Annotated in this window: 11 protein-coding genes; 5 read left to right on the top strand and 6 right to left on the bottom strand. The window is 59.3% G+C overall.

Annotated elements, in window-relative coordinates:
• Window positions 1-1,089: 1,089 nt before the first annotated feature.
• Genes CKW11_RS23715 through CKW11_RS23730 form a run of 4 tightly spaced genes read right to left on the bottom strand, consistent with a single transcriptional unit; the run spans window position 1,090 to window position 5,334 of the window.
• On the bottom strand, window positions 1,090-2,055 hold the full coding sequence (locus tag CKW11_RS23715; protein WP_095139630.1) for a sensor domain-containing diguanylate cyclase: 966 nt from the start codon (window positions 2,053-2,055) through the stop codon (window positions 1,090-1,092).
• Window positions 2,056-2,115: 60 nt separating this feature from the next.
• A complete protein-coding gene (locus CKW11_RS23720; protein WP_095139631.1) occupies window positions 2,116-2,694 on the bottom strand; it encodes a hypothetical protein in 579 nt (192 codons plus the stop codon).
• 1 nt (window position 2,695) lies between these two features.
• The gene (locus CKW11_RS23725; RefSeq protein WP_095139632.1) at window positions 2,696-4,858 is read right to left on the bottom strand and encodes a xanthine dehydrogenase family protein molybdopterin-binding subunit; all 2,163 of its coding nucleotides are present in this window, start codon (window positions 4,856-4,858) and stop codon (window positions 2,696-2,698) included.
• A 20-nt stretch (window positions 4,859-4,878) separates the two neighbouring features.
• Window positions 4,879-5,334, bottom strand: a complete 456-nt coding sequence (locus tag CKW11_RS23730; RefSeq protein WP_003224136.1) for a (2Fe-2S)-binding protein — start codon at window positions 5,332-5,334, stop codon at window positions 4,879-4,881.
• 250 nt (window positions 5,335-5,584) lie between these two features.
• On the opposite strand from CKW11_RS23730, the gene CKW11_RS23735 reads away from it, so the two are divergent.
• Complete coding sequence (locus CKW11_RS23735) at window positions 5,585-6,415, top strand: alpha/beta fold hydrolase (RefSeq protein WP_095139633.1); 831 nt, start codon at window positions 5,585-5,587, stop codon at window positions 6,413-6,415.
• 407 nt (window positions 6,416-6,822) lie between these two features.
• Here CKW11_RS23735 and CKW11_RS23740 read toward each other — a convergent pair whose 3' ends face one another.
• Window positions 6,823-7,215 carry a GFA family protein gene (locus CKW11_RS23740; protein ID WP_095139634.1) on the bottom strand — a complete coding sequence of 131 codons (393 nt, stop codon included), beginning with the start codon at window positions 7,213-7,215 and terminating at the stop codon, window positions 6,823-6,825.
• Between the two features lie 92 nt (window positions 7,216-7,307).
• On the opposite strand from CKW11_RS23740, the gene CKW11_RS23745 reads away from it, so the two are divergent.
• The 3 genes from CKW11_RS23745 (at window position 7,308) to CKW11_RS23755 (ending at window position 9,565) form a co-directional block, all read left to right on the top strand.
• The gene (locus CKW11_RS23745; protein WP_095139635.1) at window positions 7,308-7,976 is read left to right on the top strand and encodes a bifunctional 2-polyprenyl-6-hydroxyphenol methylase/3-demethylubiquinol 3-O-methyltransferase UbiG; all 669 of its coding nucleotides are present in this window, start codon (window positions 7,308-7,310) and stop codon (window positions 7,974-7,976) included.
• Between the two features lie 216 nt (window positions 7,977-8,192).
• Window positions 8,193-8,696 (top strand): VOC family protein, encoded by a 504-nt coding sequence (locus CKW11_RS23750; RefSeq protein ID WP_095139636.1) that lies wholly within the window; start codon window positions 8,193-8,195, stop codon window positions 8,694-8,696.
• A gap of 35 nt (window positions 8,697-8,731) precedes the next feature.
• A complete protein-coding gene (locus CKW11_RS23755; RefSeq protein WP_095139637.1) occupies window positions 8,732-9,565 on the top strand; it encodes an AraC family transcriptional regulator in 834 nt (277 codons plus the stop codon).
• 14 nt (window positions 9,566-9,579) lie between these two features.
• Here CKW11_RS23755 and CKW11_RS23760 read toward each other — a convergent pair whose 3' ends face one another.
• A complete protein-coding gene (locus tag CKW11_RS23760) occupies window positions 9,580-10,167 on the bottom strand; it encodes a LysE family translocator (RefSeq protein ID WP_095139638.1) in 588 nt (195 codons plus the stop codon).
• A 223-nt stretch (window positions 10,168-10,390) separates the two neighbouring features.
• On the opposite strand from CKW11_RS23760, the gene CKW11_RS28585 reads away from it, so the two are divergent.
• Entirely contained in the window at window positions 10,391-14,074 is a 3,684-nt protein-coding gene (locus CKW11_RS28585) for a hypothetical protein (RefSeq protein ID WP_159974172.1), read from the top strand.
• Window positions 14,075-14,086 lie beyond the last annotated feature (12 nt).

Below are 14,086 nucleotides of genomic sequence, written 5' to 3' on the forward strand. Positions count from 1 at the left end.
GAGCTTGCTCACGAAGAGGCCGGCACATTCGACATGGATATCGCCTGAGCGGACGCTTTCGCGAGCAAGCCCGCTCCCACACTGTTTTGCGATGCGCCTGAACTTTGTGGGCAGCCGACAAACCTGTGGGAGTGGGCTTGCTCACGAAGAGGCCGGCACATTCGACATGGATATCGCCTGACCGGACGCTTTCGCGAGCAAGCTCGCTCCCACACTGTTTTGCGATGCGCCTGAACTTTGTGGGCAGCGGATAAACCTGTGGGAGTGGGCTTGCTCACGAAGAGGCCGGCACATTCGACATGGATATCGCCTGACCGGACGCTTTCGCGAGCAAGCCCGCTCCCACACTGTTTTGCGATGCGCCTGAACTTTGTGGGCAGCGGATAAACCTGTGGGAGTGAGCTTGCTCACGAAGAGGCCGGCACATTCAACATGGATATCGCCTGACCGGACGCTTTCGCGAGCAAGCTCGCTCCCACAGGGTTCTGCGGTGTATCTGGATTTTGTGGGCAGCGGATAAACCTGTGGGAGTGGGCTTGCTCACGAAGAGGCCGGCACATTCGACATGGATATCGCCTGAGCGGACGCTTTCGCGAGCAAGCTCGCTCCCATACTGTTTTGCGATGTGCCTGAACTTTGTGGGCAGCGGATAAACCTGTGGGAGTGGGCTTGCTCACGAAGAGGCCGGCACATTCGACATGGATATCGCCTGAGCGGACGCTTTCGCGAGCAAGCCCGCTCCCACACTGTTTTGCGATGCGCCTGAACTTTGTGGGCAGCCGACAAACCTGTGGGAGTGGGCTTGCTCACGAAGAGGCCGGCACATTCGACATGGATATCGCCTGACCGGACGTTTTCGCGAGCAAGCTCGCTCCCACACTGTTTTGCGATGCGCCTGAACTTTGTGGGCAGCGGATAAACCTGTGGGAGTGGGCTTGCTCACGAAGAGGCCGGCACATTCGACATGGATATCGCCTGAGCGGACGCTTTCGCGAGCAAGCCCGCTCCCACAGGGTTCTGCGGTGTATCTGGATTTTGTGGGCAGCCGCTAAATCTGTGGGAGCTGGCTTGCCAGCGATGAGGCCCGAATCAGCGCCGCTTCAATGCCTGCTTGTGCGCATACATCGCCTCGTCGGCATCCGCCAGCAGCCGATCGACGCTGTCGTGGCGTTGCGGATCGTAGGCAATCTGGCCGACGCTGAAGCGGATGTCATAACCGCGCTGCAACGTGGCGTTGCGCTCGTCGAGGATCTCCTTGAGCCGGGCCATGATCGCCGTGGTCTCGACGTGACAGGAGCCGGTCAGCAGCGCCACGAACTCATCGCCACCCAGGCGCCCGATCACGTCGCTCTCGCGAAAGGCAATGCGCAGCACATCGGCGAAGGTCTTCAGCGCACTGTCGCCTTCAGCATGGCCGTAGTGATCATTGATGTGTTTAAAGTCATTTAGGTCGAAAAACAGCAGTGTCGCCGGTTTGTCCCGGTGCTTGCAGGCATCCAGCGCATGTTGAGCGAGGGCCTTGAAGCCACGGCGGTTGGACAGCAACGTCAGCTCGTCCATGTTCGCCATCTGCACCGCCATCAACTCCTGCTCGGCCATACCGGCCAGATCACGCAACAGGGCACGCTCCTCGTCGTCGAGTTCGCGCGGCTTGGTGTCGATCAGGCACAACGTGCCCATTTTGTTGCCGTTGGGCACGGTCAGCGGGTAGCCCGCGTAGAAACGAATCTTTGGCTCACCGGTGACCAGCGGATTGTCATGAAAGCGTTTGTCCTGCTTGGCATCGGGCACTAGCAGCAATTCGTCCTGAAGAATCGCGTGCCCACAGAACGACACATCACGCGGGGTTTCGTTGACGTCGAGGCCGACGCACGACTTGAACCATTGCCGATCCTTGTCCACCAGGGTGACCAGCGCAATCGGCACGTTGAACAGGCGTTTGGCCAGACGGGTTAATCGGTCGAAGCGTTCTTCGGGCGCAGAATCCAGGACGTTCAGTGCGTGCAACGCCTGGATTCGCACAGCTTCATTGGCGGGTTTACTCGGGGCCAGCATCACGCACTCCATCGAGGTCAGTGGCCGTAGAGTAGCCTGATTTTGCGCAGGGTCACATCGTCAACTCCCGGCTACCGGGCACGGCCCACCGGCATCGGCCCAAAGCTTGAACTGGGCCACAAAAATGTCATGCGGCACCGGCACCGGTGCGCGCCCTGCCCCGGGATTCCAGCCCCACAACACCAGTTTGTCGTCGCTGACATGTTTGATCAGTGCGGCGAAATCACGGTCGCCGTTGCTCGAACGGTCCTTGATCATCGCGCACAACTTGTCCGGTGGCAGGCCGATCCAGGCCATCTTGTGCGCCGCCGGCGGCAGGCTCCAGTGCGGCGCTCCCGGAGGTGCATGCGCGCCATAACTTTCAGGCGGATTGCTCTCGCCATGGCAGGTGGCGCAAGGCAAACCGGCAGCACCCTTGCCGTCCATGCCGCGCACCACATTCATCGCGTGTGGAATGCCGGCATCGAATTGCAGTGGCGAGTCGCCGGGAATGTGGCAGTTCTGGCAGCGCGGGCTCTGGAACACCTTTTGCACCGTACCGAATGCCTTGAGCGCTTCCTGATCATCGGCGAACAGGTCCGAGGCATAGCCGCCCAGCCCCAGCAACATCATCGTGCCCAACAGCAGATGTCGTTTCATCTCACACCCCCGACAGTTGCAGCGGCAGTTCACGCAAGCGTTGCCCGGTCAGCGCATACACCGCGTTGGCCACCGCCGGCGCGGTGGGCGGAACCCCGGCCTCGCCGATGCCGCCGGGCTTGTCGCTGCTGGGCACGATATGCACCTCGACCAGCGGCATCTCGCTGAGCCGCAGCACCTGGTAATCGTGATAATTGGACTGCACCACCGCGCCGTCCTTGACCGTCAGCTTGCTGTGCAGCGCCATGCCCAGGCCAAAAGTGATGCACGATTCCATCTGCGCCGCGATGCTCTGCGGGTTGACCGCGATCCCGCAGTCCACCGCACACACCACGCGGTGCACGCGGATCGCCAGATTGTCCTGAGAGACCTCGGCCACCTGCGCCACATAACTGCCGAACGACTCGTGCACCGCCACACCCAACGCATGTCCGTCCGGCAATGGCGCTTTCCAGTTGGCCTTCTCCACCGCCAGATTCAGCACCCCGAGGTGCCGCGCATGGTCCTTGAGCAAGGTGCGTCGATATTCGACCGGGTCCTTGCCCGCAGCCGTGGCCATCTCATCGATCAGCGACTCCATGACGAACGCGGTGTGGCTGTGCCCCACCGAACGCAGCCACAGTACATTGATCCCGGTCTGCGGCGAATGCAGCTCGACCTGCTGATGGGCCAGGCCCTTGATATACGGGCTGTCGGCCACGCCTTCGACCGAAGTCGAATCGATGCCGTTCTTGACCATGGTCTGTTCGAGCATGGTGCCGGCCATGATCGACTGGCCGACCAGAACATGCTGCCAGCTCAGCGGCATGCCCTGCCCGTCCAGGCCTATGCGTGCCTGATGCAGGAACATCGAGCGGTAATACCCGCCACGAATGTCGTCCTCGCGCGACCACACGGTTTTCACCGGCAGCCCGGCGGCTTTCGCCACTTGCACCGCTTCGGCGACGAAGTCCGAGGTCGGATTGGCCCGACGCCCGAAGCCGCCACCGAGAAATTCGGTGTGAATTTCCACCTGTTCCGGTTTGAGTCCGGTGATCTTGCCGGCGACCATCTGATCGAGGGTCTGGAATTGCGTGCCGGTCCAGATCTCGCACTTTTCGGCGCTGATCTTTACCGTACAGTTCAGCGGTTCCATCGGTGCGTGCGCAAGATACGGCACGCTGTATTCGACGTCGATTTTCTTCGCCGCCTTGCCGAAGTTGCCCTGCGGATCCCCGGCCTGACTGGCGGAAGTGCCCGGTGTCGCTGCCAGTTTGCGGAAACTGTCGAGCAGGCCCTGGCTGCTCAGGTCAGTGTGCGGCCCCATGTCCCAATCGACTTTCAACGCATCGCGGCCAAGTTTCGCCGCCCAATAATGCATGGCAATCACCGCCACGCCGGTCGGCACTTGCACGACCTTGTGCACGCCCGGCACCGCCAGTGCCTCGGCGCCCTCGAAGGATTTGACCGTGGCACCGAACACCGGCGCGCGCGCGACCATCGCAGTCATCAAGCCCTCGAACTGCACGTCCATGCCGAACCTGGCGCGGCCGGTGATTTTCTCCGGGGTATCGAGGCGTTTGGTTGGTTTGCCGATGACCTTCCAGTCCTTGGCCTCCTTGAAGGTGATCGACGTCGGATCCGGCACCGGCAGTTGCCCGGCGGCGTCCGCCAGTTCGCCGTACGTCGCACGTTTATCGCCGGCGATCACTACGCCCGACTCGGTGCGAATCGTCGACGCAGCGACGTTGAAGCGCTTGGCCGCCGCTTCCACCAGCATCTGCCGCGCCGTGGCCCCGGCGAGCCGGTAACGGTCGAACTCCATCCAGGTCGAGGTCGAGCCGCCGGTAATCTGCATCCCGCCAAACGCCGGCATGCCGTAGTTGGCGGCCGAGGCCGGCGAGTGTTCGACGCGGATCTTCGACCAGTCGGCGTCCAGCTCTTCGGCGATCAGCATGGTCAGACCGGTCCAGATGCCCTGGCCCATTTCCGAGTGCCCGAGCAACACCGTCACGCTGTTGTCGGCACCAATGCGCAAAAATGCATTCGGCGCGAAGACCTTGCCTTCATTCTCCGCTGCCAGGGCAAAACGATGGGCACCGGGGACGACAAACGCCACCACCAGACCGCCACCCAGCACGGCACTGCCCTTGAGAAATCCGCGACGCGATACAGGACTGTTCATCAGCCTTCTCCCAACATGCATCAGCCGATTTCGGACGCGCGCTTGACCGCCGCACGGATCCGCGGATAGGTGCCACAGCGGCAAATATTGCCGGAGAGCGCCTGATCGATATCGCTGTCGGTGGGTTTGGGGATTTTCGCCAGCAGCGCGGCGGCAGACATGATCTGCCCGGACTGGCAGTAACCACACTGCACCACGTCGAGTTCGGCCCAGGCCTGCTGCACCGGGTGCGAGCCGTCGGTGGACAGTCCTTCTATGGTGAGGATTTTCTGGCCGTGGGCCACGGCGGTGGCGGGCGTGATACAGGCACGCAGCGGCGCGCCATCGACGTGTACGGTGCAGGCGCCACACTGGGCCATGCCACAGCCGAATTTGGTACCGGTCAGGTGCGCCACATCTCGCAGGACCCAGAGCAACGGCATGTCGGCCGGCACATCGAGTTCCTGATCCTTGCCATTGATATTCAAGGTCAGCATCGGGGATTTTCCTCAGACTCACGGTGTTCTGAAGGGGCGTCGCTACGGCCAGCAAAGCCTGTGCGCGCCTCGGCTTATCCCTTTCAGCAAAGCCTAATTTGCGCGTGAAGCCAGACGTGGCGACCACCGGTCATGCCTCAACGCCAAAATGTCGACTTTAATCCTCTGGCTGATAACGGCGCTTGTCCGATCCCTCACGACCGGTCTGCGACGAGCGCGGTAACCCTCACCTTGGTCAGGAGTCGCGAACATGGGATTTGTCACCACCAAAGACGGCGTCGAAATTTTCTACAAGGACTGGGGCCCGAAGGACGCCCCGGTGATCCACTTCCACCACGGCTGGCCGCTCAGCGCGGACGACTGGGATGCGCAGATGCTGTTCTTTCTGGCCCAGGGCTTTCGGGTGATTGCCCATGACCGTCGCGGGCACGGACGGTCGAGCCAGGTCTGGGACGGCCACGACATGGACCATTACGCGGACGATGCGCTGGCGGTGGTTCAGCACCTGGGGGTGAAGAACGTGGTGCATGTCGGCCACTCCACCGGCGGCGGCGAGGTCATTCACTACATCGCCCGTCATGGTCAGGACAACGTCGCCAAAGGCGTGCTGATCAGCGCAGTACCGCCGTTGATGGTTCAGACCGAGAGCAATCCGGGTGGCTTGCCGAAATCGGTATTCGATGATTTTCAGGCGCAACTGGCGGCTAATCGTGCGCAGTTCTATCGCGACATTCCCACTGGCCCGTTCTACGGTTACAACCGCCCGGGGGCCACGCCTTCGGAAGGGATCATCAGCAACTGGTGGCGTCAGGGCATGATCGGCGGGGCCAAGGCGCATCACGACGGGATCGTCGCGTTCTCGCAGACCGATTTCACTGAAGACCTGAAGAAGGTCACCGTGCCGGTGCTGGTGATGCACGGCGAGGATGATCAGATCGTGCCGTACGCAAACTCCGGGCCTTTGTCGGCGAAACTGCTGCCAAATGGCACACTGAAGTCGTATCCGGGGTTTCCGCACGGGATGCCGACGACTGAGGCGGAGACGATCAATGCGGATCTGCTGGCGTTTATTCGCGGTTGAGATAACCGAAGTCAGCTGACTCCCCTGTGGGAGCGGGCTTGCTCGCGAAGGCAATCGGTCTGTCGACATCGGGTTGGCTGAACCACCGCTTTCGCGAGCAAGCCCGCTCCCACCAAGGTCGGTGGCGTGCACACTTCTATCCATCCAACACAAATCCGGTGGGAGCGGGCTTGCTCGCGAAGGCAGTCTGTCTGTCGACATCGAGTTGGCTGAACCACCGCTTTCGCGAGCAAGCCCGCTCCCACCAAGGTCGGTGGTGTACACATTTCTATCCATCCAACACAAATCCTGTGGGAGCGGGCTTGCTCGCGAAGGCAATCGGTCTGTCGATATCGAGTTGGCTGAACCACCGCTTTCGCGAGCAAGCCCGCTCCCACCAGGGGACTCGGTATTGCCCGGACTTTTTGCTATTCCTCGGTGCGCCCCGTGCCTTCGCGATCACGTTCGTAGTGGTGGGCCAATGGCAGCGCCGGCAACCATGACTCACGCCGCACAGTCCACAGCTCATAAGTCGGCTTGAACTGGTTCGGCGCGTCCAGCGAGCCGACATTGACTTCAATTTCATCCCCCGAACGCGCCAGTACCGGCGAACCACAGCGCGGACAGAACACCCGCCCTTGATACTCGCCGGTCTTGCCACTGACGGTCAGCGCATTCTCGGGAAATATCGCCGAGGCATGAAACAACGCGCCGTGGTGTTTGCGGCAGTCGAGACAGTGGCAGATCCCGACGCGGTAAGGTTCGACTGATGCTTCGAAACGCACATCGCCGCACAGGCAGCCGCCAGTTAATGGGCTCATGGTGTCTATCCTCTGCCAGACTCTGTTCAGCCTTTGACCATAGCAGTCGTACAAGCCAACGCCCACATTCTGCCTTTGCCGGAGACAGCGCCATGTCCTCCCCCGAATCCACCTTGTTACAGAGCTGGCACGCCAACGCTGATGCCTGGATCGAAGTGATCCGCAGCGGTGCCATCGAAAGCCGTCAGCAGGTCACCGATCAGGCGATCCTGCTGGCGATCATGGGCCGCCAACCGGAGTGCGTGCTGGATCTGGGCTGCGGCGAAGGCTGGTTGTTGCGGACGCTGGCGGATCGCGGTATCGATGTGGCAGGCGTCGATGGCGATGCGACGTTGATCGAGGCGGCACGGGCGGCCGGTTCAACCAGCGTGCACGTCGCCAGTTACCAGACGCTGGTCGAGGCCGAAGTCGACATCGGTCGTGATTACGATTTGATCTGCGCCAACTTCTCGCTGCTGCATCAGGACATCATTCCATTGCTCGCCGCGATGCATGCGTTGCTGGCTCCCGGCGGTGCCATGATCATCCAGACCCTGCACCCGTGGGCCGTGGCGGCCGGCGATTATCAGGATGGCTGGCGTGAAGAGCTCTTCGCCGGGTTCAAGGGCCAGTGGCAGCCGATGCCGTGGTATTTCCGCACGCTGTCGAGCTGGTGCAATGCGCTGGACATGGCCGGGTTTCAACTGGTCAGCCTGCAAGAGCCGCAGCACCCGCAAAGCCCGGTGCCGCAGTCACTGTTGCTGATCGCCGAACGGCGCTGACCGAGGCAACTCGAGCCCCTTGTGGGAGCGAGCTTGCTCGCGAATGCGGAGTGTCTGACAGGCTCGTTGCCGCATGTGCCGACGCTTTCGCGAGCAGGCTCGCTCCCACAATGTTTGGCGTCTAATGCTTCAGTTGTCGATCTACGGCACCGCCCTTCGACCAAGGACTGACTACGCTGATAATCCTGCGTGTCTAACCTGCCGAGGATGACTGCCATGCAACGCTTTCAAAAAATCACGCCGTGCCTGTGGTTCGACGAGCAGGCCGAAGCGGCGGCGAAGTTCTATTGCTCGATCTTCGACCATTCGAAAATCACCGGCCTGACCCACTACAGCAAAGTCGGCCAGGAATTTCACGGCAAGCCGGAAGGCGCGGTAATGACCGTCAGTTTCGAACTCGACGGCCAGACCTTCACCGGCCTCAACGGCGGGCCGATGTTCAAGTTCAGTGAAGCCATTTCGTTTCAGGTCAATTGCCAGAATCAGGAAGAAGTCGACCACTTCTGGGGCAACCTGTCGGCCGGTGGCCCGGTCGAGGCCCAGCAATGCGGCTGGCTCAAGGACAAGTTCGGGGTGTCGTGGCAGATCGTGCCGGTGGCGTTCATGCACATGATGCTGGACCCCGACACCAGCAAGTCGCAACGGGCAATGCAGGCCATGTTCAAGATGAAAAAACTCGACATCGCCGAACTGGAGCGGGCCTTCGCCGGCCAGAGCTAATACACTCCGGTTCTGGCCTGCCGGGAACCATAACGATGAAACACGCTGCCGCCAAAAATCCTGAAAAAGCCCCACGCTTCTGGCGGGACGCTGCCCTGCCCTTCATCGAAGCGCGGGCCATCGCCGATGGCCGTGAGGTCTGCTACTCGCGCCATTCCCATGCGCATTTTTCGATCGGCGCGATCACGGCGGGGCGCAGCATTTATGTGCATGAGCAATCGCGGTTCGAAGTCGCCGACGGTACGGTGGTGCTGATGAATCCAGGAGACGTGCATGCCTGCAATCCGATCGATGATCAGCCGTGGTCGTACCTGATGTTGTATGTGGAGACGCCGTGGCTGACGGATTTGCAGCATCAACTGGGGTCCAGTGCGGAGCTTGAGTTTCGGCGGTTCTCCACTACTCACCTGGATGACCCGCGACTGTTTCGTGACCTGCAAGGACTTTACGTCACACTGGTCGATGAGCAGCAGGACGTACTGCGCAAACACAGCGCAGCGGTGGAGTTTTTCAGCGATCTGCAACTGCGCCTGAATCCGGCTGAACCACCGCTGCGCGAACCGAATTGCAAACTCGAACGCGCCGCCGACTTCATCCGCGAACACTGCACTGACCTGCTCAGCCTGGAGGACATCTGCACGGCGGCGCAGTTGTCACCGTCGTATCTGATCCGAGCGTTCAAGCAGCATTACGGCATGACGCCGCATGCGTTTGTGATCAATCAGCGCATCCAGTTTGCTCGCGAACGTCTGCGCAGCGGCCAGTTGATTGCCGATGTCGCACTGGAAGCAGGGTTTGCCGATCAGGCGCATTTTCAGCGCGCATTCAAACAGCATCTGGCGGCAACACCCGGCCAGTATCGCGGCTGACCCTGGCGCCGGGCTCACGGCAACAGCAGATAACCCGCGCTCGCCGCCAGCAACAAGGCCATCAACCGATTGAACAGGCGCATCCCCTTCGGATTGCCCAGATACCCACGCAGAAACGTCCCGGCATAGACCCAGCAACCGACCGACAGATAACAGATCACCAGATACACCGCCGCGAACTGCCAGACCAACCGCGCCTCGCCATCGGCGACAAACGCGCCCATCCCTGCCACACAGGCCAGCCAGGCTTTCGGGTTGAGCCATTGCATCACCGCGCCGTACAACATCGACGGCGCCCGCCCCGCCTCGCCGGCATGCAACTGGCCGTCATCGGCAGCCAGTTTCCAGGCCATGAACAACAGAAACGCCACCCCGGCCAATTGCACCACCCGGGTCAGGAATGGCCACAGTTTCAGGACTTCATGCAGGCCCAGGCCCATCAGTACCAGCAACAACACAAACCCCAGCGTCGCTCCCGCCACGTGCCGCTGACTGGCCCGAAAGCCGAACTGCGCACCGGAACTCAGCGCGACGATGTTCACCGGGCCCGGGGTTATGGACGCCACTAGCGCGAACGCCGCCATCGACACAATCAGACTCATAACGCACCTGCCGCAGATTGGGGAGAAAGAGACTCAGGCTAACTAAGGCATAGCCTCCTGTATTGAACAAAATTGCCCTCGTATCGACCGACAGGAAACATACATTGAAACCAATACTGCAGAACAAACCCTGACTGCGCCGATATAGTCGCCATGCGAAAACAAAACTTCGCTATACCCGTTTATTGACCCACCTATATAGCCATGGATGGACTGACACCCAATGACGACTTTAACCAATCTTTTTACCCCAACACCTCTATCAAGTGAGCAACTTGAGCGACGTGCTATTGCGCAGACAATGAGAGCCATGCTCGAAAAGTGGGAAAAGGCCAAGGCCAGCGACAACTATGCCTACCCCACCAACCGTGTTAATAACAAACAACTGTGCATATCGACTTTTGAGGGAAGTCTATTCAATCAAGCGCATTTTTCGGCACACATCGTCCTGCGCCAACTGGTACGTCAGCCACAATTCGTTGCAATCGTCGATACGTTGGAAATCAATGATGACAACTGGACACTGGTCAATAAAAAGGGCGAAATCTTTCAAGTCCATGAAATCGAAACAACTGTCGGGACGTTTATCGAGCGCATTGATATCACCCAGCAGATCAACGAGATTGATTCGTTGAAAGCCGACCTGCAACTGCTGGCCAGCAGTGCAGTCATGACAGGTGGTATCGTGTCTTCAAGCGACCGTCTGCCCTTGCTCAACTGGCTGCAGTTCCAGCAACTGAACCTGCCCGAGACCGCAGACCAGTTGCAAAACCTGATTGCCTGGCTCGAACTGACGTTGCCGCTGCCGCCCACGCATGGCAACTACTGGGGGATATCGAACGAAACCGGCGCAACAGAGCTGTGCATCGACGAAGATCAGCAATCGGCTATCTATCAGGTCATCCATAGGCTGATGGACAAGGGCGAGCCGCGCACGGAACCGCTGATCAATTATCTGGCGGGTGCACTGCTAAAGAAAGAGACGCCGACAGCCCTGCGTGAATACCCGCGTCGCGCCTGGGAATTGCTGATCGAGACCGAAGAAGCCAGAGCTTTCGTCCAGTCCTGCCTTGAAGCGTTGAATGGACCGTCCATGGCCAATGCGACTGTGCTTAGCACAGCGCAGCGCAGTCGCCTGCTGGTCGCAGCGGTCATGCTGGATTTGTCGTTGGGTCGCGATGACAAGAACCAGAATTTCATCGAGCAAAATATCTATAACCCAGGTTACGTGCAGGCTACCTCCCATGAGGTCAACCTGGCACTGGAACAGGCACTCGGACGCCGACGTATCAAGGAATATGCAGTTCCCATGACGCTGGAACTGATCCTCGCCGGACTTGCGCCCGAGTTCCTGATCAGGACACCCACGACGCTACAGATCGGCACGCCAGGCTGGGTAATTCTGCGCAAATCGGTAAGTCTGGCCGAGAGCATCGCGCCTGGCCTGTCCAGTCAGATGTCCTATGACAAGCTGCTTGAATTGGGCGCGATTTTGCCCACCAGTGCGCAACAGCAGACCCTGCATGACTGGGCGAACCTGCGAGGCATCATGGACTGGTCGATGCTGAATGGCCTGGAACCGGAGAATGCCAATGACCTGCCAACCCAGGAGCTGTTCAAGCAGGCAGCCACCCAATACAACGCCCACATCGAGGCGATCAACGCCGCACTGACAACGATTGCCACCCCACCGGTCAGCCGGCGCAAGCTGGCGAAAGCCGAGCTGTACGACGTTGGTTGCGACCCGATGATGCAAATAGCGTTGCCGGTCGAATACGGATACAAACGCAACTATCATTCCGTACTTGATGTTTATATGACCCGCAACTTGCTGTTCAAAAAGGGCTATGACAGGCAATCCGGCACAAGTATCTACAAGGCGTATCCGGATCTGCTGACACTCGAGCCAATCAACGACATTTACAAGGCAAAAGTAAAAGAACACTTCAAGCAATACAAAACGCCCATCAATACCACTGTGCGCCTGACACTTTCACGATTGTCACTGGAAGAACGGATGGCACTTGAATTCGGCAAGGTGGCCATATTCAGCGTACGCGAAGTTACCTCACACTCCCCGAAAAACAGTAACTTCGTACCTTTTGACCCACGTTTAACAGCGCGTTTCGGCAACATGCTGCTTTGCAAGTATGGATTGCATTTTTACTGCTTTGAAGTATTCCCTCTGCAAGGCATTTGCCGAAATAATCCGGCACTGGCTGAAGCTTACATCCGTGGCCATACAACTGATGAGTATGGATGGTTTACCGAGGGACCGAACGGCGACAGCGACTTCAAGTCGCTGACGTATCTTTCCACGCGAATCGAAAAAACCGCCTACTTCGAAGGCCAGCCCCCCTTGGGCGAGGAGCTGCGAGACAGGCCGGGCATCATTCTCGAACGCTTTGCCGAATTCGATGAACCTGACGACGTGCTCCCCTTCACGCGTAGCCCTATGCACAGTTTCAACTCGGAGCGTTTCAACAAGATCGGCGAAATCATTGCCGAACATAATCCCCCGACCCATTACGATCAGTTTTATGCAATCAGTTACGACAGACCTGCCCTGGAGAAGAAACATGATGACTGGGACAACGTCACCGAAACCTTTCTCGACATCGTCATCCCGTTCCGCCAGTGCATCAGGGGCCTGTCCTCCGGTGATCCGGATCTTCGCAGCGGCGCCATATTCAGCTGTGTGATGGACCTTACCGCGATCCTCTTCGTCTTTGCCGGAGCGCTGGGGCCGTTCAGCAAGGCGCTGGGCAGCAGTACAAGACTGTTAAGCCTGAGCAAGGTCGGCGCAAGCGTTGCGCTGTCGGTGTTCAATCCGCTCGATGGCGTTCCGAAGCTGGTTTACGGTGGTGCCAGACTGGTCGGCAAAGGCGTGATGAAACTCAGCCATTTCGGCCATACCGTCATCCGGGCCGGAGCCGGACAACTCCGAGCGCTTAGCAGTACCAGCAGCGGCTCGTACGACCTGGTCAAGGCCCTGAGCAAGACCGGGGTTGCAGCGGAGATTCGCATGACGTTGCCGACGCTGGCGCATGCCCGGGCATTGTTCAAGGATGATGCACTCGAAACAGTCGAACAGCTCGTCACACGCCTGAGCCAGGACGTTGTTTCCATACCCAAGGGCGGCAATGCGACAGAACTGCAGCATCTGTTCAACGCTGCAACGAGGGAAGCGACTCAGTCCTCAAAGGGATTCCAGCAACTGGAATCGTTAATAGGTCATGCCGCGGCGAACGACGTACTGATCAGCTTCACCAAAAGCAGAGGCCCCCGGTTCAACGGCACAAAGTTCACGACAAAAGCTGGTGACTATTCGGAAATACTTGGATCAATGGCCGAGCTTGAATCCAGGAAAGTCATCTATCTGAAGAATCATCAGCAAAGCGTCTTGAAGCTGGATCTGGGCAAGCCACCCTACAGCGACGTGATGCCCGAAACGGCGTTCAACCCGCAGGGTTTCACCGACAATGCGCAGAGAGCCGGAGCCTGGATGGTCAAGGGTTCGTCCTCCGACAACGAACTGGAGCACATTGTCGCGATCCTGCGCGAGTATACGAACAACAATAAATCGCTCACCGATGCGACCGTGGTCAAAGAGATCCACGCTCGACTGGTGCCTCAACTGGCGGAGTCTGTGCGCGAGGTAGGACAGCCAACAAAATATGGTGGCAGCATCAGCGGTTATGCTTCGCTGGAACAACATCTGAAGACGCTCGATGCCGCCCATGAGCATGTCGACAAACACTTGCTGGCGGCCATCGCCGGTTTTCAAGGCTTCGGCGACGGCAATGGTCGTACCGCCAGCGCGGTGTATGCGATCAGCCAACTGCGCAACAATCGATTTGTACCGATGCCGAAACACGTGTTCATGTCGTTGAGCGATCTGGGCTAACCACCCAAAATC

The sequence above is a fragment of the Pseudomonas sp. Irchel s3a10 genome, from assembly GCF_900187525.1.
Classification (GTDB): domain Bacteria; phylum Pseudomonadota; class Gammaproteobacteria; order Pseudomonadales; family Pseudomonadaceae; genus Aquipseudomonas; species Aquipseudomonas koreensis_G.